This window comes from Saccharothrix variisporea, from assembly GCF_003634995.1.
Lineage (GTDB): Bacteria > Actinomycetota > Actinomycetes > Mycobacteriales > Pseudonocardiaceae > Actinosynnema > Actinosynnema variisporeum.
Genome location: NZ_RBXR01000001.1, coordinates 7,555,190 through 7,582,165 on the forward strand (window position 1 = coordinate 7,555,190; position 26,976 = coordinate 7,582,165).

General features: G+C 72.4%; 16 protein-coding genes. 13 read left to right on the plus strand and 3 right to left on the minus strand.

The features are described 5' to 3' along the window. Window positions 1-12 precede the first annotated feature (12 nt). The gene (locus tag DFJ66_RS43660; protein WP_211351410.1) at window positions 13-1,224 is read right to left on the minus strand and encodes a DUF6801 domain-containing protein; all 1,212 of its coding nucleotides are present in this window, start codon (window positions 1,222-1,224) and stop codon (window positions 13-15) included. Window positions 1,225-2,005: 781 nt separating this feature from the next. Between DFJ66_RS43660 and DFJ66_RS34640 the strand changes: the two genes are divergently transcribed. From DFJ66_RS34640 to DFJ66_RS34665, 6 genes are all read left to right on the plus strand, one after another. Continuing rightward, window positions 2,006-8,431: a type I polyketide synthase gene (locus DFJ66_RS34640; RefSeq protein WP_121227645.1), complete on the plus strand. Its 6,426-nt coding sequence runs from the start codon at window positions 2,006-2,008 to the stop codon at window positions 8,429-8,431. Further along, complete coding sequence (locus DFJ66_RS34645) at window positions 8,428-10,713, plus strand: acyltransferase domain-containing protein (protein WP_147459431.1); 2,286 nt, start codon at window positions 8,428-8,430, stop codon at window positions 10,711-10,713. The genes DFJ66_RS34640 and DFJ66_RS34645 overlap by 4 nt, the downstream gene beginning before the upstream one ends. Next, a complete protein-coding gene (locus DFJ66_RS34650) occupies window positions 10,710-10,985 on the plus strand; it encodes an acyl carrier protein (protein WP_121227649.1) in 276 nt (91 codons plus the stop codon). Before DFJ66_RS34645 ends, DFJ66_RS34650 begins: the two co-directional genes overlap by 4 nt. Next, window positions 10,986-11,789 (plus strand): alpha/beta fold hydrolase, encoded by an 804-nt coding sequence (locus tag DFJ66_RS34655; RefSeq protein ID WP_121227651.1) that lies wholly within the window; start codon window positions 10,986-10,988, stop codon window positions 11,787-11,789. Beyond that, window positions 11,786-12,925 carry a glycosyltransferase gene (locus DFJ66_RS34660; protein ID WP_121227654.1) on the plus strand — a complete coding sequence of 380 codons (1,140 nt, stop codon included), beginning with the start codon at window positions 11,786-11,788 and terminating at the stop codon, window positions 12,923-12,925. Before DFJ66_RS34655 ends, DFJ66_RS34660 begins: the two co-directional genes overlap by 4 nt. A gap of 559 nt (window positions 12,926-13,484) precedes the next feature. Beyond that, window positions 13,485-16,544, plus strand: coding sequence for a S8 family serine peptidase (locus tag DFJ66_RS34665; protein ID WP_147459432.1), 3,060 nt, complete (start codon window positions 13,485-13,487; stop codon window positions 16,542-16,544). Window positions 16,545-16,552: 8 nt separating this feature from the next. Here the strand turns inward: DFJ66_RS34665 and DFJ66_RS34670 are convergent, their stop codons facing one another. Together DFJ66_RS34670 and DFJ66_RS34675 are read right to left on the minus strand one after the other, a co-directional pair. Further along, entirely contained in the window at window positions 16,553-17,158 is a 606-nt protein-coding gene (locus DFJ66_RS34670; RefSeq protein ID WP_121227658.1) for a hypothetical protein, read from the minus strand. 53 nt (window positions 17,159-17,211) lie between these two features. After that, window positions 17,212-17,892, minus strand: a complete 681-nt coding sequence (locus DFJ66_RS34675; protein WP_121232173.1) for an aspartate/glutamate racemase family protein — start codon at window positions 17,890-17,892, stop codon at window positions 17,212-17,214. 120 nt (window positions 17,893-18,012) lie between these two features. Here DFJ66_RS34675 and DFJ66_RS34680 point away from each other — a divergent pair, with 120 nt between their 5' ends. From DFJ66_RS34680 to DFJ66_RS34715, 7 genes are all read left to right on the plus strand, one after another. Further along, entirely contained in the window at window positions 18,013-19,284 is a 1,272-nt protein-coding gene (locus DFJ66_RS34680) for an MFS transporter (RefSeq protein ID WP_121227660.1), read from the plus strand. A 35-nt stretch (window positions 19,285-19,319) separates the two neighbouring features. Next, entirely contained in the window at window positions 19,320-20,468 is a 1,149-nt protein-coding gene (locus DFJ66_RS34685) for a GAF domain-containing sensor histidine kinase (RefSeq protein WP_170199838.1), read from the plus strand. Window positions 20,469-20,487: 19 nt separating this feature from the next. Then, entirely contained in the window at window positions 20,488-22,110 is a 1,623-nt protein-coding gene (locus tag DFJ66_RS44600; protein WP_121227664.1) for an AMP-binding protein, read from the plus strand. After that, window positions 22,107-22,721 carry a response regulator gene (locus tag DFJ66_RS34695; protein ID WP_170199039.1) on the plus strand — a complete coding sequence of 205 codons (615 nt, stop codon included), beginning with the start codon at window positions 22,107-22,109 and terminating at the stop codon, window positions 22,719-22,721. The genes DFJ66_RS44600 and DFJ66_RS34695 overlap by 4 nt, the downstream gene beginning before the upstream one ends. A 450-nt stretch (window positions 22,722-23,171) precedes the next feature. Then, window positions 23,172-24,842 (plus strand): transthyretin-like family protein, encoded by a 1,671-nt coding sequence (locus tag DFJ66_RS34705; RefSeq protein ID WP_170199840.1) that lies wholly within the window; start codon window positions 23,172-23,174, stop codon window positions 24,840-24,842. A gap of 60 nt (window positions 24,843-24,902) precedes the next feature. Next, complete coding sequence (locus DFJ66_RS34710; protein ID WP_121227670.1) at window positions 24,903-25,856, plus strand: helix-turn-helix transcriptional regulator; 954 nt, start codon at window positions 24,903-24,905, stop codon at window positions 25,854-25,856. A 17-nt stretch (window positions 25,857-25,873) separates the two neighbouring features. Then, window positions 25,874-26,956, plus strand: a complete 1,083-nt coding sequence (locus DFJ66_RS34715; RefSeq protein WP_121227672.1) for a M20 family metallopeptidase — start codon at window positions 25,874-25,876, stop codon at window positions 26,954-26,956. Window positions 26,957-26,976 lie beyond the last annotated feature (20 nt).

Sequence of the window (26,976 nt, forward strand, 5' to 3'; positions counted from 1 at the left end):
TCGGAAGGGGTGTCAGGACGTCTTGGCGGTGAGGTTCATGTCGATGGTGTTGCCGGTGCCGGCGGTGAAGGCGCTGATGAAGTCGTTGAACGCGCCGCAGCCCTTGAGCGCCGAGATCGCGTACTCGCCGGTCAGCTTGCCGCCCTTGAGCGGGTCGAAGCCGGGCGTGGAGGCCAGGTTGATGTCCGACGGGGTGACCGTCTGGCAGGTGGCCTCGGCACTGATCGGGATGCCGTAGACGGTGATCTGCGGCAGCTTGATGGTGACCTTCGAATTCGACTTGATGGCGCCGGACACCAGCGTGCCGGTGGTCTTGCCCTCGCTGACGAACTCGACCTTCGACTCGACCGGCACGAACCCGAACAGGGTGAACTTGCCCGAGGTCGGGTTGAGCGCCAGGTCGGCGGTGAACTTGCCGGAGGAAAGCTCCAGGTCGGCGGTCAGGCTGCCGGCCAGGGCCACCGAGCCGCCCAGGTTCTTCAGGTTCGACGAGCCGGCCAGCGTGTAGGAGTACTTGATGCCGCCGGGAGGCGCCGTCGTCGTGGTCGTCGTCGGCTTGGTGGTGGTGGTGGTCGTCGTCGTGGTGGTGGTGGTCGTGGTCGTCGTGGTGGTGGTCGTGCCACCGCCGCTCACGTCGAACCGCACCAGCTCGGCGTTCTGGCCGGGGTCCAGCACGCAGTTCGAGGTGAACGTGCCCAGGCCGGTCTCGGTGCCGTCGGCCTTGCGCGGGGTCAGGGTGGTGGAGTAGTTCCCCACGGTCACCGTGGTCGTGCCCGCCTTCGGGATCACCGCGGTGGGCACCGGGCCGCTCGCGACCACGTCGAACGAGCCCTCGGCCGGGACGTTCGTCTTCGGCACGGTCAGGCCGGGGATCTTGATGTCGAGCTTGCTGCCGGCGTTGTCCAGCGTCACGCCCGCCTCGGCGGAGCCCTCCACCGTCGCCGCGCCGACCAGGGACAGGCCCTGCGTGGCGGTCGGCGGCACGGTCACCGTGGCGGAGAAGTTCGTCGTCTTCAGCTCGCCGCCGACCGACGTGGGCGTGTCGATCGTGGCCCGGATGCGGGTGGACAGCACCTGGTTGCCGATCAGCGGGAACGGACACGTGAACGTGAGCGTCTTGTCCACCTGGACCGGTGCGGCGGAGCCCGTGCCGACGCTCGTCAGCAGGCCGGCCACGACGAGCCCGGCGGTCGCGCCCGCGCCCAGTATCGTCTTCAACTTCACGGGTGTTCCTTCCTTCGAAATCTGCCGGAAATATGCCGACCAGGCGGAAGTTACGAGCGACGCAGATCACGTGCAAGAGTTCTTCGAAAATACCGCGAAATTCGCTAAACAAGCGGATCGGGATTGTGCTCGCCGGCGGCGCGGTACTCACATCGTGACAAGAATCCGGCGCGTAACACTCGTGATCCGGTGAATTTTCCAGGCGACCTTGACCCGTTCGCACGAGCGCCCATAACTTCGGCGCGGTCGGCGTGGTGTCGAACACCTGTGAGGCGGCATGGAAATCCGGGGCAGGGCCGTGCTCGGCACGGGTGCGCGGCGCGGCACCGGCGCGGCGGTGGCGGTGCGGTTCGCGGCCGGGGGCCCGCGCGGGCCGGTGCCGGCCGACCTCGGTCGCGCGACCGGCCCGCGTGGGCCGGTGCCGGCCGACCTCGACCGCGCGACCGGGCCGACCGCGCGACCGAGCGCACCACGTCGCATGCCCGGTCAGCCGGCATTCGTTTACGCGGGTGTCCCGACGCGGCAACGTGGCGCCGCCAGCCTTGGCCGCATGGAGTCCACACCGAAGATCCGGCGCCCGCACATCACCCAGCGGCGCGGACGGTGCTGGACCATGCGCCGCTGTTGACGCCGAGGAGCCGGCGAAGGCCGCTCTGGAGGGGCCGGCGGACGAGTGGTTCCCGATCCTGCCGCACCCCCGGGGTCGGTGAGCTGCACGCGCGCAAGGCCGCCGACCCGGACGCCCGGGTCGCGCGACGGGTGTCGGTCGAGAAGGAGGCACATGGGCACGCGGAACGAACTCGTCATCGGCGTCACCACCGGGCCGGACGCCGGGCTGTGCGCGGCGGTCAGCGGCGCGGGCGGGCTGGGCGTGCTCGACCTCGGTGCGGGCGACCACCGCACGCGCGACGCCCTCGCGCAGCTGCCGACCGGGGTGTCCTTCGGCGTGCGGGTGCCCGCCGGGTGCGCGTTGACCGTGGACGAGGTGCTCGGCCTGCTCGGCGAGCGCGCGGCGCGGCTGGAGGTCGTGCTGCTGGGCGCGGGCACGCCGTGGTCCGTCGCCGACATCCCGAACCGGCACTTCGTGCTGGCCGAGGTGACGTCGCTGGGGGAGGCGCTGGAGACCGGCGCGGACGGCGTGGTGGCGTGCGGCGACGACGGGTCGTTGAGCACGTTCGTTCTGCTCCAGCAGTTGCTCGGGGCCGCCGAACTGGGCGTGCCGGTGTGGGCGCGGGGCGGCATCGGTCCGCGCACCGCCGCCGCGTCCGTCGTCGGTGGCGCGGCCGGGGTCGTGCTGGTGGAGGAGTTGACCGGGCTGCCGGAGTCCTCGGCGTCCGCGGACGGTTTCCTCGCGCCGCGCCTCGCCGCCCGGTACGGCAGCGTGCCCCGGCTGGTGCGGGCCGTGCGGTCGGCGGTGGAGGAAGCCGTGCGCGCGGACCTGCGGCCGGTGCTGGGGGCTGGGTCCCTCTTGGCGACGGCGCTGGGCGTGGGGCTGCCGGTCGCGCAGGGGCCGATGACCCGGGTCAGCGACCAGCCGGCGTTCGCGGAGGCGGTGGCGCGGGAGGGCGGGTTGCCGTTCCTGGCGCTGGCCCTGGCCTCCGGCGAGACGACCCGGGACATGATGAGTCGGACGCGTGAGGTGCTCGGGGACCGGCCGTGGGGCGTCGGTGTGCTCGGGTTCGCCGATGACGCCGTGCGGGCCGCGCAGCTGGAGGTCATCCGGGAGCTGCGCCCGCCGGCCGCGATCATCTCCGGCGGGTTGCCGGACCAGGCGGCCTCGCTGGAGGCGTTGGGCGTCGCCGCGTTCCTGCACGTGCCGTCGCCGGACCTGCTGAGCGGGTTCCTGGCGGCCGGAGCGCGGCGGTTCGTGTTCGAGGGGTCGGAGTGCGGCGGGCACGTCGGGCCGCAGGCGAGCTTCCCGTTGTGGGAGGCGCAGATCGCGGTCCTGGAGGAGTTCCTGGACTCCGTGTCCGACGGGGTGCAGGTGCTGTTCGCGGGCGGCGTGCACGACGAGCGGTCGGCGGCGATGGTGGCCGCGATGGCCGAGCCGCTGGCGCGGCGCGGGGTCGGCGTGGGCGTGCTGATGGGCACGTCCTACCTGTTCACGGCCGAGGCCGTGGCGTGCGGGGCGGTGCTGCCGGAGTTCCAGCGGCAGGTCGTCTCGGCGACGGCCACCGAGCTGCTGGAGACCGCGCCGGGCCACGTCACGCGGTGCGTGCCCAGCCCGTACACGGCCGAATTCCGCGCGGTCGCGGCAGGGTTGTCCGACTCCCGGGAGGCGTGGGCGGAGCTGGAACGCCTCAACGCCGGGCGGTTGCGGGTGGCCAGCAAGGGCCTGCGGCGCACCGGGTCCGCGCTGGAGGCGGTGTCGGTCGAGGAGCAGATGGCGTCCGGGTTGTTCATGGCCGGGCAGGTCGCGGTGCTGCGGTCCTCGGTGACCACGGTGGCGTCGCTGCACGCGTCGGTGACTTCCGGGGCGGAATCCTTCCGTGTCGCGCGGGCTGGGCGGGTGCGGCACGAGCTGGGGTTGACCGACCGGCCGCAGCGGCGCGGGGGACCCGTGGACGTGGCGGTCGTGGGGATGGCGTGCGTGTTCCCGGGCGCGCCGGACCTGGAGACGTTCTGGGCCAACGTGGTCGGCGGGATGGACTCGGTGGGGGAGGTGCCCGAGCGGCGCTGGGACACCGCGACCTACTTCGGCGAGGGTGCGGACCGGACGCCGTCCAAGTGGGGCGGGTTCCTGCCCGAGGTGCCGTTCGACCCGTTGAAGTACGGCATCCCGCCGGCGTCCCTGGCGGCGATCGAGCCGGTGCAGCTGCTGGCGTTGGAGGTCGCGCAGCGGGCGCTGGCCGACGCCGGGTACGGGTCCGGCGGGTTCGACCGGTCGCGGGCGAGCGTGGTGTTCGGGGCGGAGGCGGGCAGCGACCTGTCCAACGCGACGACGTTGCGGATGGTGCTGCCGTCCTATGTGGACGGTGTGCCGCCGGAGCTGGCCGACCAGTTACCCGCGTTGACCGAGGACTCCTTCCCGGGGCGGCTGGCGAACGTGATCGCCGGGCGGATCGCGAACCGGCTCGACCTGGGCGGCGCGAACTTCACCGTGGACGCGGCGTGCGCGTCGTCGCTGGCGGCGGTGGACGTGGCGTGCAAGGAGCTGGTCAGCGGGTCGAGCGACCTGGTGCTGGCCGGTGGCGCGGACCTGCACAACGCCATCGACGACTACCTGCTGTTCGCGTCGGTCGGGGCGCTGTCGCCGACCGGGCGGTGCCGGACGTTCGACGCGTCGGCGGACGGCATCGCACTGGGCGAGGGCGTGGCGTGCGTGGTGCTCAAGCGGCTGGCCGACGCCGAACGCGACGGCGACCGGGTGTACGCGGTGATCCGGGGCGTCGGCAGCGCGTCCGACGGGCGGGCGCTCGGGTTGACCGCGCCGCGTGCGGACGGGCAGCGGCGGGCGTTGGAGCGGGCGTACGCGTCGGCGGGGATCTCGCCGTCGTCGGTCGGGTTGGTGGAGGCGCACGGGACCGGGACGGTCGTGGGCGACCGGACCGAGTTGGCGACGTTGACCGAGGTGTTCACCGAGGCCGGGGCGGCACCCGGGTCGTGCGCGCTGGGGTCGGTGAAGTCGCAGATCGGGCACACCAAGTGCGCGGCGGGGTTGGCGGGGTTGATCAAGTCGGCGCTGGCGGTGTGGGCGGGGGTGCGGCCACCGACGCTGTTCGTGGAGTCGCCGAACCCGGCCTGGGCAGTGGACCGGTCACCGTTCGCGTTCCACCGGGTCGCGTCGCCGTGGCTGGAGCCGGCGGCGTCGCGGGTGGCGGGGGTGAGCGCGTTCGGGTTCGGCGGGACGAACTTCCACGTCGTGCTGGGCGGTCACCCGTCGGCGGCGACCGTGCGGCACGGGCTGACGCGGTGGCCCGCCGAGCTGTTCCTGTTCGCGTCGGAGCGGGACGTGGCTCGGGTGCTGGCGTTGGCCGAGACCGGGGCGTGGTCGTTGCGCGACTTGGCTTTCACCGCGCTTTCGCCCGGTCCGGTGGCTGTGGCGGTGGTCGCCTCTTCGGTGGCCGAGTTGGTCGAGATGCTTCGGGCTGCGCTGGACGGCCGGGCGGTCGAGGGCGTGTACCGGGGTGGGGTCGGCGGGAAGCTGGCCGTGCTGTTCCCCGGTCAGGGCAGCCAGCGGCCGGGGATGCTGTCGGAGCTGTTCGTCGCTTTCCCCGAGCTGCAACGCTTCGCCCGGATGGCACCGCCTTCGGTCTTCCCGCCGGCGCTGTTCTCGCCTGGCGATGTCCGTGACGCCGCCGCCCGCGTGCGGGACACGCGGGTCGCCCAGCCCGCGTTGGGCGCGGTCGGGTTGGCCGCGCACGAGCTGCTGCGCCGACTCGGGGTCGAGGCCGACATGTTCGGCGGCCACAGCTACGGCGAGCTGGTGGCGCTGGCGGCGGCGGGCGCGTTGGACGCGGCGACGTTGCTGGAGCTGAGCGCCGCGCGGGCGTCGGCCGTGGTGGCGGCGGCGGGGGAGGACCCCGGTGGGATGGCCGCCGTGACCGCGTCGGTGGCGGCGGTCGAGGAGGTGCTGTCGTCGGCCGGGGTGGACGTCGTGGTGGCCAACCACAACGCACCGCGGCAGGTGGTCGTGTCGGGGCGGGACGTCGACGGGGCGTTGGCGGCGTTGCGGGCGGCGGGGATCGCTGGAAAGCGGATTCCGGTTGCTTGTGCGTTCCACAGCCCGGTGGTGGCTGCGGCGGGGTCTGCGTTCGCCGAGGTGTTGGCCGGCTGCCGGATCGGTCAGCCCGACCGTCCGGTGTGGACGAATCGCGGGGCCGTGCCGTACGGGTCGGACGTGCGGAGGGAGTTGGCGGCCCAGATCGGTGCGCCGGTGCGGTTCGTGGAGCAGGTGCGCGCGATGTACGACGCCGGGGCTCGGGTGTTCGTGGAGGCCGGGCCGGGGACGGTGTTGAGCGGTCTGGTGCGGGAGATCCTGGCTGACCAGCCGCACACCGTGGTGGCGTTGGAGGAGCGGCCGGGGTTGGCAGGGCTGTTGCACGCCTTGGCGAGGTTGGCCGTGGCCGGGGTGCCGGTGCGGGCGGAGTGGCTGTTCGCCGGGCGGGGTGCGCGGGACGTGTCGGCGTTGCCGGTGCCCCGAACTCCCGGTTGGCTGGTGGACGGGCAGACCGTGCGCACGGCGGACGGCACCGTGGTCCCCGGCGGCCTGGCCCCACCCCGCCGCGTGGCTCTAGCACCCGCGTTCACACCCACGGTCCCGGACCGCGAGGCCCTGATCGAGGACTTCCTCCGCACGAGCCGCGAGTTCGTGGCCGTGCAACGAGACGTGATGCTCTCCTACCTGGGCGCGCCGGTCGCTCCACCAGCAGCCGCCCCCCAGCCCCCCATTCCCGCACCCGCCCTTCCCACACAAACCACTCCCACCACCCCCACCCCCGCTCCCGCTTCCTCCGGCACCGACATCCTCACGACAGTCGTAGAGGTGATCGCCCGCCGCACCGGCTACCCGACCGACCTCATCGACCCCGGCCTGGACCTCGAAGCCGACCTCAGCATCGACTCCATCAAGCGCACCGAGATCGCCACCGAGCTGACCGGCCACCTGGACGCCCGCGACCGCCTCACGTCCGTGGTCAAGTCCCGCACCGCCGCCGCGATGGCCGAAGCCCTGACCCCCTCCCACCAGCCGACCGGTCAACTACCCACGGACCTCGAGTTGACCGGTCATCTACCAACCGCCGACGCCGACGCCGAGAAGTTGACCGGTCGTCTGCCGGCGCAGGGTCCGCTCGTGGCGAGCCCGGGGCGGTACGAGTTCGTGCCGGTCCCGGTGCCCGCCGAGGCGGCGATGACCGCGTTGGTCGGTGTGCACGTCGTCGTCGCGGGTGGTCCGGCGGATCTGGCCGAGGAGGTCGCCGGGCAGTTGTCGGCGCGCGGGGCGGTGGCGGTCGTGGTGAGCGGCCGTCGGCGGTTGGACGCGCTCGAGCAGGTGAGCGGGCCCGGGCAGGTGAGCGGGCTCGACCCGACGAACGGGTTCTACCAGGTGGACGGGCTTGATCGGGTGGACGGGCTGATCTCCCTGCACGCCTACGAGGACGAACCGGTGCTGCCCACCACCTTCGACCTGTTCCGATCGGTGCTGGGACGTGCGGGTCGCATCCTCGCCATCACGCCCGGCAGGACGCACGACGGCCTGCGCGGCTTCTTCCGCTCCCTCCACCGCGAGCACCCGGACACCACCTGCCGCCTGGTCGAACTCCCCCCGACCGCCGACCTCGACACCATCGCCCGCACCGCCGCCGAGGAAGCCGCGATCCCGCGCGACGAACCGGTGATCATCGCGGGCGACACCAGGCACACCCTCCACCTGACCCGCCGCGACCGAGTCGGGGCGCGGGCCGCCGATGGCCCGGTGGTCGAGCGGGATGCCGTCGTCCTGCTGATCGGTGGCGCGCGCGGCATCACGGCGGAAGTGGCCAAGGCACTCGACTGCCACCTGGTCCTGGCCGGCCGCACCGCCCCCGACACCGCTGCAAGCACCGCCGACGAGCTGCCAGGTGACCTGCACGGCTTGCGCGCCCACTTCGCACGCCACAACGTCCCGCCCCAGCACATCGACCGCGAAGCCCGGCGCGTCCTGGCAACACGCGAAGTCGCCGCCACCCTCGCCCACCTCGGCACCCGCGCCACCTACCACCAGCTCGACGTCCGCGACACCGCCGCCCTCCGCCGCCTGGTCAAGGAGGTCCACGCCGAGCACGGCCGCCTCGACGGCGTGGTCTACGCGGCCGGTGTCATCGAGGACCGGTTGGCCGTCGACAAGGACCCCGACTCCTTCGCCCGCGTCCACGCCACCAAGGTCGAAGGCGCGAAGGCGCTCCTCGAGGAGCTCCACGACCTCCCCACCCCACCCCGGTTCACCGTCTTCTTCGGCAGCATCTCCGCCGCCACCGGCAACCGGGGCCAGACCGACTACGCCGCCGCCAACGACGCCCTCGAAGCCCTCGCCGACAACCACGCGCTGACCGTCCACTGGGGACCGTGGTCTCCGGACACCGGCATGGTCACCGAAGAGCTGGCCCGCGCCTACGCCGAACGCGGCATCGCGGTGATCGACCCGGGAGCCGGGGTCGCGGCGCTGCTGGACGAACTGCGCGACGGCACCAGGGGTGCGGTCGTCCTCACCGCCTCGGAGTGGTCATGACCGGCGTCGTGCTGCGCGAGTTCGGGGTCACCGGTCGGCTCGGTGTCGTCAACCCCACGCCCGAACGGCTCCAGCGCGCCGAGAAGGTGGCCCGCAAAGGACGCCCCTGGCGCGGGCGGGACGACATCTGGTTCAGCCCGGAACCGTTGCGCGGCAAGGTCGTCTTCCTGTTCCCCGGTCTGGAAGCCGACTTCGCGCCCCGCGTCGAAGATCTGGTCGACGACCCGCTGGACCTGGGCACGGACACCCTCGGCCGGCACGCGGCGGCCGTGCTGACCGCCAACCGGGTCGTGGACGAAGCGCTGCGCCGCACCGGCATCCGTCCCGACGCCGTCGCCGGGCACAGCGTCGGCGAGTGGAGTGCGATGGTCTCCGGCGGGCTGTTCGACGCCGCCGAACTCCAAGAACTGCTGTGGCGCACGGACTTGGACGCCCTCCGCGTCCCCGGTGTCGAGTTCGCGGTCCTGGGCTGTCCCCTCGACAAGGTGGAACTGCCTTGGCCGAACGTCGTCGTCTCGCACGAGAACTCGGCCAACCAGACCGTGGTGTGCGGCCCGGCGGACGAGATCGCCGAGCTGGCCGAGCACTACCGCCGCAAGGCCGTGATCTGCCAGGTCCTCCCGTTCCGCTCCGGCTTCCACACGCCGATGCTGGAGCCGTACCTGGAGCAGTTCCCGATCCCGAAGCTGCCACTGCACCCCGCGCGCATCCCGGTCTGGTCGGCCACGACGGCTCGCCCGTTCCCGTCGGACGAGCCCGCGGTCCGCGACCTGTGCCGCCGCCACCTGCTGGAACCGGTCCGCTTCGCCACCCTGCTGCGCACCCTGCACGACGACGGCTTCCGCACGTTCGTCCAGGCCGGTCCCGGCACGCTGAGCTCCCTGGTCTCCGACACCCTGCGCGACCGCGACCACCTGGCCGTCGCCGCGAACTCCCCGCACCGCTCGGGGATCGAGCAGCTCAGGCGGGTCGCGACCGCGCTGTGGGTCGAGGGCGGCGACCCGGACTTCAGCGCGCTCGACCCGGCCCCCGCACCGCGGGGCGCCCTGGCGGAGTTCCGGGCCGTGCTCGCGGAGGCCGAAGCGGCGGTCGCCGCGGTCCTGGCCGCCCAGCACAAGATCGAGGTGTCCACGGCCGCCATGCCGCACCTGCTCGACCACTGCTTCGCCCACCAGCGCCCCGGTTGGCCGGACGAGTCGGACCTGCGGCCCGTCATGCCCGCCACGACCATGATCGCGCACCTGGTCGAGGCGGCGGGACGGGCCGCACCCGGCCGGGTCGTCACCGACCTGCGGGACGTCCGCTTCCACCGCTGGCTGGTCGCCGCACCCGGCCACCGCGTCACACTGTCCGCACAGGACGGACGAGCGAAGCTCGGCGACTACGCCGACGCCACCGTCACCGCGGCCCACCGCCACCCGCCCGCGCCACGCCCCTGGGACCTCCCGCACGACGAGCGCGACCCGGTCCTCCCGGCCCACCGCCTCTACGACGAGCGCTGGCTGTTCCACGGCCCCGGCTACCGCGGCCTGACCCGCACGGTCGCCATCGGCGAACGCTCGATCCGGGGCCGCATCACCGTCCCCGGCGCACCCGGAGCCCTGCTCGACAACGTCGGCCAACTCCTCGGCCACTGGCTGGTGGAACTGCACCCGGAACGCTGGATCGCGTTCCCGAAGAGCATCGACCACCTCCGCTGGCACGCGCCGGAACCACCCATCGGGTCCACGGTGGACTGCACGATCCGCATCACCGAGGTCACCGAGGACACCGTGCGCGCCGACGCCCAGGTGATCCGCGACGGCGAGGTGGTCATCGCCATCACCGGCTGGACCGACCACCGCTTCGACGGCGGCGCGGACGGCGGCGCGGTGCACCGGTTCCCCGAGACCAGCACGCTGTCCCGCCCCACCGCGGACGGCTGGTGGCTGGCCGTGGACCGGTGGAGCCTGGCCTCCCGCGAGTTCTACCTCCACAAGTACTGCGGCGCGGCCGAACGCGCGGAGTACGACCGGTGCCCGCCGACACAGCGCCGCGACTGGCTGGCCACCCGCGTCGCGGTCAAGGACGCCGTGCGCGGCGCGCTGTGGCGGGACGGCGCACCGCCGCTGTTCCCCGCCGAGGTCCGGGTCCGGCAGCACGGCGACCGGTTCACCGCCGAAGGCCTGCACGGGCTCGCGCTGCCACCACTGGAGGTCACCGTGCTGCGCTCCACCGCCGCCGCTGTCGCGTGGAACGCGTGCGCCAAGGTCGTTCAACAGCAGGGGAGAGACATCGCATGACCACGACCACCGTCCTGGACGAGCTGCGCTCGATGCTGGTCCAGGTGCTCGACCAGTACGGCCTCGACGACGTGGAGATCACCCGCGAGACGAGCTTCCACGACGACCTCGGCCTGGAGAGCATCGACCTGGTGACGCTGGGCTCGCTGCTGGTCGAGCACTACGGCGAGCACGTCAACCTGGCCGCCTTCCTCGCGGAGCTGGACATCGACCGGGTCATCGCGCTGACCGTGGGCGACCTGGTGGACTTCGTGATCGCGCGGGTGGCGTAGGTGGCCATCCTCGAGGTCAACGGGCTGCGCACGCACTACCAGCGGATGCCCGCGAAGAACCCGGTCGGCGAGCCGCCGCTGGTGGTGTGCGTGCACGGCCTGGGTTACGACAGCCTGGCCAGCTTCTACCTGACCCTGGCCGCGCCGGTGTCCGAGGCGGGCATCGACGTGCTGACCTACGACCTGCGCGCCCACGGCCGCACCGAGCGCCCCGCCACCGGGTACACGCTCCAGGACTTCGTGTCCGACCTGACCGCGCTGCTCGACGCGCTGGGCGTGGACCGGCCGGTGCACCTGGTGGGCAACAGCTTCGGCGGCACCATCGCGTTCAGCTTCGCCGCCGCCCACCCGCACCGGGTGCGCAGCATCGTGTCCATCGAGGCGGAGCCCGCGACCGAGCCGTGGGCGGGCAAGATGGGCCGCACGTTGACCAACGTCGTGGACGAGATGGGCAAGGAGGAGAACCTGCGGTGGTTGGCCGAGACCTTCGGCGACCACTACGCCAAGCTCACCCGCACCGCGCACGGCATCATCCGGTCCACCTCCATCGTGGAGGAGGTGCCGACCGGGCCGTTGCTGACCGACCTCGACCTCCAAGGCGTCCGGTGTCCCGTGCTGTCCATCGTGGGCAGTGAGGGGTTCCAGCAGGACGACCTGACCGCCTTGCAGGACGCGCTGCCGAACTGCCGCACGGTCGTCATCGAGGGCCAGAACCACTCGGTGCTGGTGGAACGGCACCGCACGGTCCGCGAGCTGGTGCTGGACTGGGTCGCCGAGCACGACGGGGAGCGCAGGGCGTCGTGAGCGGGTTCTTGTTCGTCGTGCCGCCGTTCGTCGGGCACGTCAACCCGGTGATCGGCGTGGCGGACGAGTTGCGCCGCCGCGGTCACCCGGTGGCGTGGGCCGGCGACGAGCGGCTGCTGGCGCGGCTGCTGCCGCCCGACGCGGCGATCCACCCGTGCGACCCGGCGCCGCTGCCGCCCCGGCCCGAGTCGCTGCGCGGGTTCGCCGCCATGCGGTTCCTGTGGGAGCAGGTGCTGGTGCCGCTGGCCGTGACGATGGCGCCGGGGGTCGCGCGAGCGGTGGGGTCGGCGCACCCGGACGTGCTCGTGGTGGACCAGCAAGCGTTTGCGGGCGCGTTCGTGGCCGAGCGGGAGGGGTTGCCGTGGGCGACGGCGGCGACGACGTCCGCCGAGTTCACCGACCCGCTGGCCGGGTTGCCCGCGGTGCGCGGGTGGCTGGCGGAGCAGGTGGCGCGGGTGCGTTCGGCGCTCGGCGTGCCGGGCGTGACCGATCCCCGGTTCTCGCCGCACCTGGTCATCGGGTTCACCAGCGGGGTGTTGGCCGGGGAGGTGGGGGAGCCGGTGCGCCTGGTCGGCCCGGTGCGGGGTGCGCGGTCGGGGCTGGTGCACTTCCCGTGGGACTGGCTGGACCCGTTGTGCCCCCTGGTGTTCGTCAGCCTCGGCACGGTCAGCACGGGGTCGCGGTTCCTGCGCGGGTGCGTCGAGGCCATGCGGGCGCGGCCGTGGCTGCAGGCCGTCGTGGTGGACCGCGGTGGGGAGTTGCGCGGGGACGTGCCGCCTCCCAATGTGTTGGTGCGGGAGGAAGTCCCGCAGCTGGCGTTGCTGGAGCGGGCGAGTCTCGTGGTGTGCCACGCCGGGCACAACACCGTGTGCGAGTCGCTGGCGCAGGGCGTGCCGCTGGTGGTCGCGCCGATCCGGGACGACCAGCCGATCGTCGCCGACCAGGTGGTCGCGGCCGGCGCGGGCGTCCGGTTGCGGTTCAACCGCGCCACGGCCGTGCACATCGGGGAGGCCGTGGACACCGTGCTGCGCGAGCCGTCCTACTGGGCCGGGGCCGAGCGGGTGCGGGAGTCGTTCCAACGGGCCGGCGGGGCTCGTGCGGCGGCCGACCACCTGGAGTCACTGCTGTCCGCGTGAGCGCCGGGCGTTGCGGGCCGCCGGCAGTCCGCCGAGACCCGCCATCAACGCGGCCGTGCCGAGCGCGGTGGTGAGCGCGATGTCGACCAGGGTCGCGGGCAGCGGGACCCGTCGTAGGGGTGCCGCACGCCCTGGTGCCCGCGTGGCTGTGGCGGGTGTAGGCCCCGGTGATCGGGCACGCGCCGTTGGGGGTGCTGCGGCGGGTGCTCTGACCTGCGGAAAGCAACAAATCGGCGGTTCGTGACCTTGTAGTGGCGACCTGTTGGGTGTCACTGACCGGGGAGTGTGCATGAGCCGCGGATCCAGGCGGTTGTGGGCGGTCGCACTGGCCGTGGGCGGGGTGGTCGGGGCGGTGCTGGGAGCGCCGGGGACCTCGGGCGCGCAGGGTTCACCGGATGGGTCGCAGGGCTCGCCTCCGGCCCCCGGTTCCATTCTCGCACGGGGGACTGACAGTTCTCCGTACTCGCGCGCGGGAGGAGATTCGCCGTATGCGCGGGCGGGCGGCGGTGTGGGGATTGCGCCGCTGGGTGCCGCCGGGACCGGCGGGGAGGTCACGTTGGTGACCGGGGACCGGGTTTCCGTGCGGGACGGGCGGGTGTCCGTGGTGCCGGGGGTCGGGCGGCAGGGGGTCGGGTTCGCGGTGAGCACCGACGTCGACGGCAGCACGCACGTGGTTCCGCACGACGTCCTCGCCGACCTCGCCGCCGACCGGCTCGACCCCCGGCTGTTCGACGTCGGCGCGCTGATCCGCGACGGCTACGACGACGCCCGGACCGACCGGACGCCGCTGATCGTCACCGGGGACACCGCGCGGATCGCCGGTGGTCAGGACCTGGCCAGCGTGCGAGGGGTGGCGGTCGAGGCGGAGAAGAAGACGCCGTTCTGGCCGGCCGGCCGAACCGGCAAGGTGTGGCTGGACGCCCCTGTCCGGGCGAGCCTCGACCGGAGCGTGCCGCAGGTCGGGGCGCCGGAGGCGTGGCAGGCCGGGCACACCGGGGCGGGCACGAAGGTCGCCGTGCTGGACACCGGCATCGACGTCACCCATCCCGACCTCGCCGACGCCGTCGTGGACTCCGCGGTCTTCGCCGCCGGCGACAACACCGACGACCGCGTCGGGCACGGCACGCACGTCGCCGCGACCATCACCGGCTCAGGCCGCTTCCAGGGCGTCGCCCCGGACGCGAAACTGCTCAACGGCAAGGTGCTCGACGACACCGGCTACGGCAAGGAGTCCGAGGTCATCGCGGGCATGGAGTGGGCCGTCGCGGCGGGCGCGGACGTGGTCAACCTGAGCCTCGGGTCCTCGCGGCCCAGCGACGGCACCGACCCGCTCTCCCAGGCGCTCAACCGGCTCACCGCCGAGAGCGGCACGCTGTTCGTCGTGTCCGCGGGCAACAGCGGTCCGGGGGAGAGCACCGTCGGCAGCCCGGGCGCGGCGGACGCGGCGCTGACCGTCGGCGCGGTGGACCGCGACGACGCGCTCGCCGAGTTCTCCTCGCGCGGCCCGCGCCTCGGCGACGGCGTGCTCAAGCCCGACCTGACCGCGCCCGGCGTGGGCATCGTGGCGGCGAAGGCGCGCAACGGCACCATCGGCACCCCGGTCGACGACGGTCACGTCGCCCTGTCCGGCACGTCGATGGCCGCACCGCACGTGGCCGGCGCGGCAGCCGTCCTGGCCGGGCAGCACCCGGACTGGACGGCCGACCGGCTCAAGGCGGCCCTGACCGGCAGCGCCAAGCCCACCTCCGGCGTGAGCGCGCACCACCAGGGCGCCGGACGGCTCGACGTCGCCCGCGCGAGCCGCCAGTCCACCACGGCGAGCCCGAGCAGCCTCAGCCTCGGCACCGCCCGGTGGCCGCACCAGGACGACGCGCCGATCACCCGCACCGTCACCTACACCAACGACGGCACCACCCCGTCGACCCTGCGCCTCAGCGCGGACGTCCGCGGTCCTGGGGGCACCCCGGCCCCGGCGGGCATGGTCACCGCGTCACCGGCCGAGGTGACGGTCCCGGCGGGCGGCCGGGCGGACGTCACCATCACCACGACGACCTCGTTGGCCGCACCGGACGGCGACTACAGCGGCACCGTCCTCGCCGCCGGCGACGGCGTCGAACTGCGCACGCCGCTCGCGGTCACCAAGGAGGTCGAGAGCTACGACGTCGAGCTGACCACGACCGACCACAGTGGACAGCCGTCGCCGTACTCCTACTACCGTTTCACCGACCTCGACCAGCCGCGTCACTTCCGCGACTTCGCGGCGGACCGGACCGTCCAGCGGCTGCCCAAGGGCCGGTACTTCTTCCACTCCCCGATCATCACCCAGCTCGACGGGGTGTGGTGGAGCACCAACTTCGCCGAACCCGCGCTGGTCGTGGACCGGGACCTGCGCCTGCCCCTGGACGCCCGCCAGGGCCGGAGGAACTCCGTCACCGTCGACCGCCCGAACGCCCGGCCCGGCGAAACCCGATCGTTCGTCGAGATCAAGACCGCGTGGGGCGGCAACACCAACGCCGGCGACTTCGGCCCCGACTTCGAGCGGCAGCTGTGGGTGCCGTCGCGCACGTCGCTGCCCGGGTCGGCCCGGTACTGGGTGATGGCCACCCTCGCCCAACCCGACGGCGCGGGCGGGTTCGTGGGGAGCCCCTACCAGTACCACGTCTTCTGGGCGAACGACGGCAGCGTGCCGGAGGACCTGCACCGCACCTTCGCCGACCGCGACCTGGCCCGCGTCGACACCGTGAGCGCCGCCCAGGCCCCCGGCAAGATGGGCTACCGCGACTACCTGGCCGGCGGCCCGCTGCCACTGCGGGTCGCGGAGCACTACTCGCCGGAGATCCGGTGGTCGCGCGTGTTCTCGCAGATGAGGATGGCGGAGGGCTACCGCGAAACCACCCTGTTCGAGGCCGAGCCCGGGCAGTTCGAGGCGGGCACGCGGCGCACCGAACGCTGGAACAGCGCGGTCTTCGGCCCGGCGTTGCCGAAGTCGGGACGACCGGACGGGTGGGCGGGCCGCCAGGGTGACGTGATGGTGTTCGACATCCCCATGTTCACCGACCAGTCCGACAACCGCTACGGCTATTCGGACTTCACCAAGGCGCGGACCGCGCTGAGCAAGGACGGCGTGCACATCGGCGCCGCCGACACCGATGGCAGCGGCCTGGCCCGGGTGCCCGCCGACCCGGGCGTCTACGAGCTGACCGTGGACACGGCGAGGTCCGGGGTGTCGGAGCTGTCCACCGAGATCTCGGCGAAGTGGACCTTCACCTCCGAACACGTCCCCGGCGACCCGGTAGCCCTCCCGCTGTCGGTGGTCCGCTTCGCCCCTTCACTGGACGACCAGAACCGAGCCCGCGCGGGCGTGCCGTTCGCCATCCCGGTGTACGCGCAACGCAATGACGGGTCGTCGGCGGACGGGGTGGTGACCACGGAGGTCCAGGTGTCCTACGACGACGGCAAGTCCTGGCGCCCGGCACACCTGGCGCGGTTCGGCAGCCGCTCGCTGGCCTTCGTGCACCACCCGGCGGACGCGAAGTTCGTGTCCCTGCGAGCCAAGGCCCACGACCAGAGCGGCAACACCTTCGAGCAGACCATCATCCGTGCTTACGGGTTGAAGTAGCGGACCCGCTAGTCGGCCGGTGCGATCTCGGCCCGGTCCTCCTTGTCCTCGCCGCGGCGGCGGAGGAAGGCGAAGCCCGGGATGCCCAGGATGGCTTGTCGCACGTCGTTCGTGACCTCCAGCAGTTGGTGGATGTCCGGGCCGACGCGGTCCAAAGTGGACAGTATCGGCAGCACGTCTTCCAGCAGGTGCTTGGTCAGCACCGGCAGCTGGTCGACCAGTTCGATGGCCGCGTCGACCTCGTGGGGCGACAGTTCGTCCACGAACCGGGCCGCCAACGGGTGGGCTCGGTGGGCCAGCGGGGCGTAGTTGTCCACCAGTTCGCGGGAGGTGCGGGCGGTGTGGCCGGCGTCCGTGGTGATCTGTTGGGCGGCTGTGGTCACCGACTCGGCGCGGGACAGGAGGGCCTCCGTGCCGGCGACCGCCGCGCTGGCGCGGTCGACCAAGGCCTCGGTGTCGTCCAGGACGCGTTCGGTGCGGGTCACCAGGGCGTCGGCGCGGCGCACCACCTGCTCCGCCGCCTCCAGCAGGCCGAGCACCCGGCTCGGCACCGAGACGGCCGTCTCCACGGTCGAACGGGCCAGGTCGAACAGTCCGCGTGGCGTGAGGTCCATGCCTCCACTGTGCCGCAACGGCCGCGCCGGAGCCTGGCGAAACGCGGGTCGGGCTAGGACAGCGCCAGGTCGACGGCCGCTTCGACGTGGCTGCGGGTGGAGTCCACCAGCGGCACCGTGCAGTCCGACTGGTCGACCAGCAGGGTGATCTCCGTGCAGCCGAGGATCACCGCCTCCGCGCCGCGTGCCACTAGTCGGGCCATGACCTCGCGGTAGCGGTCGCGGGATGCCGGTTCGACGCGGTTGCGGGTCAGTTCCTGGTAGATCACGTCGTGCACCAGGGTCCGGTCCGGCTCGTCGGGCACGACCACCTCGATGCCGTGCTCGGCCATGCGGTCGCGGTAGAAGTCCTGCTCCATGGTGAACCGCGTGCCCAGCAGGCCGACCTTGCGGCTGGTGAGGCGCTGCGCGGTCGCGTCCACGATGTGCAGGAACGGCACCCGGACCGCGTCCGACACGGTCGAAGCGACCTTGTGCATGGTGTTGGTGCACAACAAGATCAGCTCGGCGCCCGCGTTCTCCAGCGTCCGCGCGGCGTCGGCCAGCAGCACGCCCGCCCGTTCCCACTGGCCGGTCCGCTGCAACTGCTCGATCTCCGCGAAGTCCACGGTCAGCAGCAGGCTCGGCGCGCAGTGGTGCCCGCCCAGCCGGCGCCGGGTCTCCTCGTTGAGCAGCCGGTAGTACTCCGCCGACGACTCCCAGCTCATGCCGCCGATCAGGCCGATGGTGCGCATGCGGCCACTGTGACCGGCCGGTCCGTCGAACGGCAACCGGATTGACCCTCTCCATCGGGAGGTACCGGGCGGGTGAGACCTGGGTCACCGTTCGGGTCCCCACGACCCCCGGGAGCGGCCATGAAGCTGGGCAAGATCATCGCGGTGAGCAGTTCGGGCTCCGCGATCGAGTGGTACGACTTCTTCATCTACGGCACGGCGGCGGCGCTGATCTTCAACAAGCTGTTCTTCCCCACCGCCGACCCGCTGGCGGGCACGCTGCTGGCGTTCAGCACGTTCGCGATCGGGTTCGCGGCCCGGCCGTTGGGCGGGATGCTGTTCGGCCACTTCGGCGACAAGGTCGGCCGCAAGGCCGCGCTGGTCACGGCCCTGTTCCTGATGGGCGGCTCCACGACGGTGATCGGGCTGCTGCCGACCTACGCGACCATCGGCGTGCTGGCCCCGATCGCGCTGGTGGTGCTGCGGCTCGCGCAGGGCATCGCGGTCGGCGGGCAGTGGGGTGGCGCGGTGCTCATCGCGACGGAGAACGCCCCGCCGCACCGGCGCGGGCTGTACGGGAGCTTCGCGCAGCTCGGTGTGCCGGTGGGCCTGGTGCTCTCGACGCTGGTGTTCCTGGGGACCTCCTCGTGGCTGACCGAGGTGCAGTTCGCGGCCTGGGGCTGGCGGCTGCCGTTCCTGTTCTCGATCGTGTTGATCGTGGTCGCCCTGTACGCGCAGTTCCGGCTGGAGGAGACCGTGGCGATGCGGGAGGTCAAGGCGTCGGGTACGGCGTCGTCGCCGGTGCTGGAGGTGCTGCGCCGCCACCCCGGCAACATCGCCCTGGCGGCGGGCTCGGTGGTCGTGGTCGGGGCCGGGTTCTACCTGTTCGCGACCTACCTGCTGTCCTACGGGACGACCGTGCTCGGGATGCCCCGCTCGACCATGCTCAACGCCGTGATGTGGGGTGCGGTGGCGCAGGTGCCGGCGCTGCTCGCGTTCGCGCACCTGTCCGACCGGGTCGGGCGGCGGCCGGTGTACCTGTTCGGGGCGGTGGCCACCGGGCTGTGGGTGTTCCCGGCGTTCTTGCTGGTCAACACCCGTTCGCCGGGGCTGGTGGTGCTCGCGGTGGTGGTGGCGCTGGTGTTGTTCGCCGCCATGTACGGGCCGCAGGCCGCGTTCTTCTCCGAGCTGTTCACGGCCCGCCTGCGGTACTCGGGGGCGTCGCTGGGCTACCAGGTCGGGGTCATGCTGGGCGGGGCGTTCACGCCCATCATCGCCACCTGGCTGTACTCCCAGTACCGGTCGTTCGTCCCGGTCGCGGTGTTCCTGCTGGTCACGGCCCTGGTGTCGTGCGCGTGCGTGGTGCGGCTGACCGCTGAAAGCCGGACGGAGTTGGTGCCGCAACCCGCGTGAGGCGCGGGTACCGTGTCGCCCAACCGGAGGCCCACGTGGACGATGACGTTGTCGAGCTGCTCGCCGAGCTGGACGCGCTGGCACGGGCCCGGGACGAGCGGGTCAGCCTGCTCGACACCCGGGCCGTCCTGCGCGGGCTCGCCGACCGGATCCGCGCGCAGTTCGGCTTCGACGTCAGCCTCATCGGCCTGGTCGAGGGCCGTGACCTGGTGCTGCGGCTGTGGTCGGGCACCCGCGACTCCCGCCTGCACGACCTGCCGGTGCCGATCGGGCTCGGCGTCGGGGGCCGGGTCGCGGCGGCGGGCAGTCCGATCGTCGTCCCGAACTACTACCGCTCCGACCGGATCACCCACGACTTCGACGCGCACGTCCGCGCCGAGGGGCTGGGCAGCATGGCGGCGGTGCCCGTGGAGACCGGCCGGGTCCGGGGCGTGCTGTACGGGGCGGTGCGGGGGGAGGCCGAGGTGGGGGACGACGCGGTCGACGGGTTGCGTCGGCTCGCACGGCTGGCCGGGCTCGCGGTGGACGTGGCCGACGGCGCGGTGACGCTGGCCGACACGGCGGTGGTAGAGGAGCGGCGGCGGCTGGCGGCGTCACTGCACGACAGCGTGGGCGCGATGCTGTTCGGCGTTGGCTCGTCGGTGCGCAAGTTGCGCGAGCAGGCCGCGCCCGGCGTGGACGACCAGTTGGCACACATCGAGCAGCAGCTGGCGGCGGCCGGCGTGGCGCTGCGGGAGTCCATCTCCCGGCTGCGCGTCGGCTCCGACCGGGACCCGGTGCGGCTGACCGCGGACATCGCCGAGTCGGTGCACGCGTTCAGCCTGCGCTCGGGCGTGACCGCCAGCTTCGTGCCGGTCGGCGGCGCGCCCCGGCTGGACCGGGCGCGGACGGCGCTGGTCAAGCGGGTCGTGGACGAAGGCCTGCTCAACGTCGAGAAGCACGCCCGCGCGCGGTCGGTCGTGGTGACGCTGGCGGTCACCGACCGGGTCACCGTGGCCGTCCTGGACGACGGCGTGGGCGTGGCCGAACCCGCCCGAGGCACCGGGGCGGGCCTGCCCGCGCTGCGCCGCCAGGTCGAGCGGGCGGGCGGCACGCTGAGCCTGATCGGCACCGAGGACGGCGGCGCGGTGCTGCGCTGCGAGCTGCCGGCACCCTCTCCATCCGGAGAGGTCGCGAACGCCTGACCTGGGGTACGTTCCGGTGATGGCGCACCTGAGCTACTCGTCGGGCACGTCGGACGTGCCGCTGCTGGGCGACACCATCGCCGCGAACTTCGACCGCGCCGTGGCCACCCACGGCGACCGCGAGGCGCTGGTCGACCGCACCGCGGGCCGGCGGTGGACGTACCGGCAGCTCCGCGACGAGGTCGACGCCGTCGCCGCCGGCCTGCACCACAGCGGCGTGCGCGTCGGCGACCGGGTCGGCATCTGGTCGCCCAACCGCGCCGAGTGGGTGGTGGTCCAGTACGCGACGGCCCGCATCGGCGCGATCCTGGTCAACATCAACCCCGCTTACCGGGTGCACGAGCTGGAGTACGTGCTCAACCAGTCGGGCATCCGCACCTTGGTCGCCGCGCCCAGCTTCAAGACCTCCGATTACGCCGGGATGATCGAGCAGGTGCGGCCGAAGTGCCCGGCACTGCGGGACGTCGTGCTGCTGGACGGTCCACAGTGGACCGAGTTGCACTCCGACGACCTGCCGGAGTGGCCGGAGCTGTCGGCGGACGACCCGATCAACATCCAGTACACGTCCGGGACGACCGGGTTCCCCAAGGGCGCCACCCTGTCCCACCACAACATCCTCAACAACGGGTTCTTCGTCGGGGAGTTGTTGGGGTACACCGAAAACGACCGGATCTGCGTACCAGTGCCCTTTTACCATTGCTTCGGCATGGTCATGGGCAACCTCGCCGCCACCTCGCACGGCGCGGCGGTCGTCATCCCCGCGCCCGCCTTCGACCCGGCGCTGACCCTGAAGGCCGTGGCGGAAGAGCGCTGCACGTCGTTGTACGGCGTGCCGACGATGTTCATCGCCGAGCTGGCCGATCCCGACTTCGACTCCTACGACCTGTCTTCGTTGCGCACCGGCATCATGGCGGGCTCGCCGTGCCCGGTCGAGGTGATGAAGCAGGTGGTGGAGCGGATGGGCATGCGGGAGGTGTCCATCGCGTACGGCATGACCGAGACCTCACCGGTGTCCACGCAGACCCGCCGCGACGACTCACTGGACCGCAGGGTGTCCACGGTAGGCCGGGTCATGCCGCACCTGGAGGTCAAGGTGGTGGACCCGGAGACCGGCCGGGTCGTCCCGCGCGGCACGCCCGGCGAGCTGTGCACGCGGGGCTACTCGGTGATGCTGGGCTACTGGGACCAACGTGACAAGACCGCCGAGGCGGTGGACGCGGCACGGTGGATGCACACCGGCGACCTCGCCGTGATGGACGACGAGGGCTACCTCAACATCACCGGCCGCATCAAGGACATGGTGATCCGGGGCGGCGAGAACCTGTACCCGCGCGAGATCGAGGAGTTCCTGTACACCCACCCGGACATCCTCGACGCGCAGGTGATCGGCGTGCCGGACGTCAAGTACGGCGAGGAGCTCATGGCATGGATGCGGTTGCGGCCGGGCGCCGACGTCCTGACCGCAGAGGCGTTGAAGGAGTTCTGCACGGGGAAGCTGGCGCACCACAAGATCCCCCGGTACGTGCACGTGGTGGAGGACTTCCCGATGACCGTCACCGGGAAGATCCGCAAGGTGGAGATGCGCAAACAGGCCGTGGAGATCCTCGGCCTGGCCGACGCGGACGCGGTGGAGCACGCTTGAGGATCCTGGTCGTGGACGACCACCCCGTGGTGTGCGACGGGGTGCGGGCCTTGGTCGCGGGCACGGACATCGAGGTGGTCGGCTCGGCCGGCTCGGCGCGGGACGCGGTGGTCCAGGCACGGGCGCTCCAACCCGACCTGGTGCTGCTGGACCTGCGGTTGCCGGACATGCTGGGCAGCGAGGCCCTACCCCGGCTCACAGCGGTCGCCCCGGCCGCGAAGGTGGTCATCTTCACGGCGTACGACGACCACGCGGCACTGTCGGCGGCACTGCGGGCCGGGGCACACGGGTGCCTGCTCAAGGACGTGACGGACACGGACCTGGTGGCACAGTTGCGCAGGGTCGCGGCCGGCGTTCGGGTCATCGACCCCCGATTGCAGGAGTCGAGCGGCAGCCTGTTGCAGGCAAGGCTTTTCAGGCTGTCGCTGAGCAGACGCGAGTACGAGGTAGTGCGACTAGCGGCTACGGGCCGCACCAACCCGGAGATCGCCGAGGAACTGGGATTGACCCGCAACACGGTCAAGACCTACCTCCAGACGGCCATGCAGAAACTCGGGGCGCGCAACCGAGTCGAGGCGGTGCGGCGGGCCCAGGAGGAACAACTGCTCTGACCCACTTCGCAACCACTCACCGCCCCGCGCCCTGCCGCGCCGCAGGCGCACGCCCGAAGGGCGCCACGCTTTCGCCGTGCTGCCAAGCCCACAGGAAGGGCCTCGGTTTCTTCCCCCCGTACGGCCTGGGCGAAGCCCAACCGCGCTTGGCCCGTTTCCGCAACCAGCTTTTCCGGTTGCGGAAACGGGCCAAGGGTGGTTGCCTCCGGCAGGCCGGACGGGGGGAAGAAACCGACGCCCTTCCACCCCCGGGGGCCTGCCCAGCGGCGAGCGTCCGCTTTTAGCTTTTCGCTTTTGATCTTGAGAACACGAGGGATCTCGAACAGCGAAAGTGCCGCACCGGCGGCGGGCCAGGTGGCGGGGAAGTGCCAGTGGCACTGAAAGGCCACGGGGCGCAGGTGAGCTCTGGTAGACCCGGACTCCCTGCACACCCTGCGCGAAAGGGATCTCATGATCCGCCAAGTCCTGCGTGGAGTCCTGCCACCCACCGCCCTGCTAGCCGCCATCCTGACCGCCGCTACCACCGCCGAAGCCGCGCCCGCCACCGCCACCGCCGAAGCCGCGCCCGCCGCCTGCACCCCGTTCGAGGGCACGGGGGAGTGGCAGAGCTGCCTGGACGTCCAAGTCCGGCTGGCCGACGCCCCCGCCCTGGGAGCCGAAACCCGACTGGACATCGACGTCCGCACCACCGCCACCCGCTCGGACGTCCAACTCGACGTCTCCCTGCCCGCCGGCCTCGAGTGGGTGCAACCACCCGCCGGGCTCGACACGCGGACCGTGACCTCCGCCGTGCCACTCGACCAGGGCCGCGCACACCACGCCACCGGCACCGCCCGCGTGCTCAAGGACCGCCCCCTCCGCCTGACCGGCAAGGTCCGCGCCGTCGCCGAGGGACCGGCGCAGATCCAGGTCAGCGCCCGGTCCGGGGTGGAGTCGGACAAGGGCAGCGCATTCCTCACCGTCGGCACACAACAGTCCCGGCACGGCATCGCCGTCCAGGAGGCGAACCGCGCGGTCCGAGTCGACGAACGAGCGACCCTGGCGCACCCCAAGTCGCCGCACAAGCCGGCCGGTGAAACAGCCGGTGAGACAGCCGGTGAGACGGCCGGTGCCCTCGCGACCGCCTGTGCCACCGGCACCTGGGGCTACCTGGACCACGACGGCGTGGCGCGGGTGTCGCCGAACGCCAAGGTGTGGGCCTACGACGACGACGCCAACGGTGCCGACGACCTGCTGGCCACCGGCCTCACCGACGGCAACGGCCGCTTCAACCTGTGCTACGACAACACCGACGACGAGGGCGGCGGCCAGGACGTCTACGTCCGCACCGCCACCGAGAACACGCTGTGGATCATCCGCAACGGCCGCACCCGCAAGTCCTACTCCTTCTACACCGACGTCATCGCCAACGGCGGCAGCGCCGTCGACTTCGGCACCGTCCGCCCCTCCGACCCGGCGCTCATGCGGGGCGTGGAAGCCTTCGACACGGTCAACGCCGCCTGGAACTGGACGCCGGGCAACTGCTGGGACGCCCGCGACACCACGTGCCGCCAAGGGAAGATCAACTGGGCGCCCGACTCCACCGACGGCACCTACTACTCGTTGCAGGAGAACGCCGTCCACCTCGCCGCCGAGGACCCGGACTCCAACATCCTGGTGCTGCACGAGTTCGGCCACTACATGATGGACGACGTCTACGAGGACGACTTCCCGCCCGCCCCGAACTGCTCGCCGCACTACATCACCAAGATCAGCTCGGCGGGCTGCGCGTGGACGGAGGGCTTCGCGACCTGGTTCGGCGTCGCGGTGCTGGGCGACCCGACCTTCCGCTGGCCCGGTGGCCGCACGCTGGACCTCGAAGGGCCGACGTGGGGCACGGCGAACTGGGACAACGGCGACACCGTCGAAGGTCGCGTGCTGGGCTCGATGATCGACCTGTACGACACCACCAACGAGCCCGGTGACACGTGCTCGGAGAACCCGGCCGGTCCGCTCTGGACGACCTTCCTCAACCACGTCTCCGACACGTTCGCCCAGTACTGGTCCCACCGCCGCGCTGACGGCTACGACGTCGGCAGCAACGCGTTGAGCTGCTTGTACCACAACACGATCGACTACTGAGGTCAACCGGTGAGCGGGCGCATCGCGCACGGGGTGTGCCCGCTGTTAGCTTCGCACGCCATGGCGAACGCGAAGGTCGGCGAGGCCTTGCGGCGGCTCGGGGTCGGGGCCGGCGCGGCCGCGGTGTACCTGGAGCTGCTGGACAGCGGGCCCGTCCCGCTGGGTCGGCTGGACCGGGACGCCTACGCCGAGCTGGTCGACGCCGGCCTGGCGTGCGCCGCGTCCGACGACGCCGACACCGCCGCGCCGCTGCCGCCCGCGACCGGGTTGGAGATCCTCAGCCGCCACCGCGCCGCCGAGCTGGACGAGGCTCGCGTCGCGGTGGCGGGCGCGTTCGAGGCGTTCCGGCGGCACCGGTTGGCGCAGTACAACGACGACCTGGTGGAGGTGGTGACCGGCGAGGCGATCGGGCCGCGGCTGCGGCAGGTGTGGGTCAGCGCCCGCGCGCAGATCCGGCAGTTCGACTCGCCGCCGTACTTCCCGATCGCCACCGCCACCGAGGACTCGCTGGGCACGCTCAGGCGCGGTGTCGCGCAACGGGTCGTCTACTCGCGCGAGTCGCTGCTGCACCCCGGCTACCTCACCGAGTGCGTCGAACCGTGCGTGCGGGCCGGGGAGCAGGCCCGGGTGCTGCCGTCCGTCCCGGTGAAGCTGGTCATCGTGGACGACGCCTGCGCACTGGTGTCCTTGTCGATCAAGGAGGCCGACGTGCACAACACCATGCTGGTGGTGCGGCCGTGCGGGCTGCTGTCGGCGCTGGTGGCGTTGTTCGAGCAGGCCTGGCGGGAGGCGCTGCCGATCCTGTCGGCCGACCCGCCGCCGCCGCGCCTGCTGCCCGCCGACCGCCGGCTGCTGGCCCTGCTCGCGGCCGGGGTGCCGGACGGCGAGGTGGCCCGGGAGCTCGGGATCAGCCGCCGCACGCTGTTCCGCCGGATCGAAGTGCTGATGACCCGGCTCGGCGCGACGACCCGGTTCCAACTCGCCCTGCACGCCCAGCGGCGCCGGTGGCTGTGACCCGGCACGATGGGTGCGTGGACCTCGACGAGTTCCTTGCCCTGGCCGACGACCTCCTGCGCATCCCCTCCACCGCCGACCGGCCCGCGGACCTGCTGCGGGCCTTGGACTTCGTGCTCGACCTGCTCGGACCCGACCTCACCGTGGAGCGGTTCGAGCGCAACGGCAAGCCCAGCGCGCTGGTCTACCGGGGGCCGACCCGCCCGGACTTCCGCGTGCTGTTCAACGCCCACCTGGACGTCGTCCCGGCCCCGCCCGAGCAGTTCGTGCCGGTGCGCGACGGGAACCGGCTGCACGCGCGCGGCGCCCAGGACATGAAGCTGTCGGCGCTGGTGCTGGCGCTGGTGTTCCGGGACGTGCCGACGTCGGTCCCGGTGGGCCTGCAACTGGTCACCGACGAGGAGGTCGGCGGCCGGGACGGCACGCTGCACCAGTTGGAGCAGGGTGTCACCGGGCGGTTCGTGGTGATCGGCGAGCACAGCGCGCTGCGGCTGGTCACCGAGTCGAAAGGCCTGGTGAACGCGCGGGTTTCGGTCACGGGCCGGGCCGCGCACAGCGCCTACCCGTGGCTGGGCGACAACGCCGTGGTCAAGCTCGTGCGGTCGCTGGACGCGCTGCTCACGGCCTACCCACCCCCGGTCGAGGAAGCCTGGCGCACGACGGTCAACATCGCCCGCGTCGAGACCACGAACACCGCCCTCAACCAGATCCCGGCCGACGCCACGGCGTGGCTGGACATCCGGTTCCCGCCCGAGGACACCGACTTCCGCGACCCCGAGCGGGTCGCCGCGCACCTGTCCGCGCTGACCGGGGCGTCGGTCGAGGTCGGGCACGTCGAGCCGCCGCACCGCGCCGACCCGGACAGCGTCGACGTCAAGGCGCTCCGGCAGGCCGCCCGTGACCAGGGGTTCAGCGGCGACCTGCTGCGCAAGCACGGCGCGGCGGACTCCCGGTTCTACCACCAGCGCGGCATCGACGCGGTGATCTTCGGCATCGGCGGCGACGGGCAGCACGGGCCGGACGAGTACGCCGACCTGACCACCGTGCTGCCCTACCACGCCGCGTTGACCGCGTACCTGAACGCGGTGGCCGGTCTGTGATTACGCTGTGGTGGACGAGA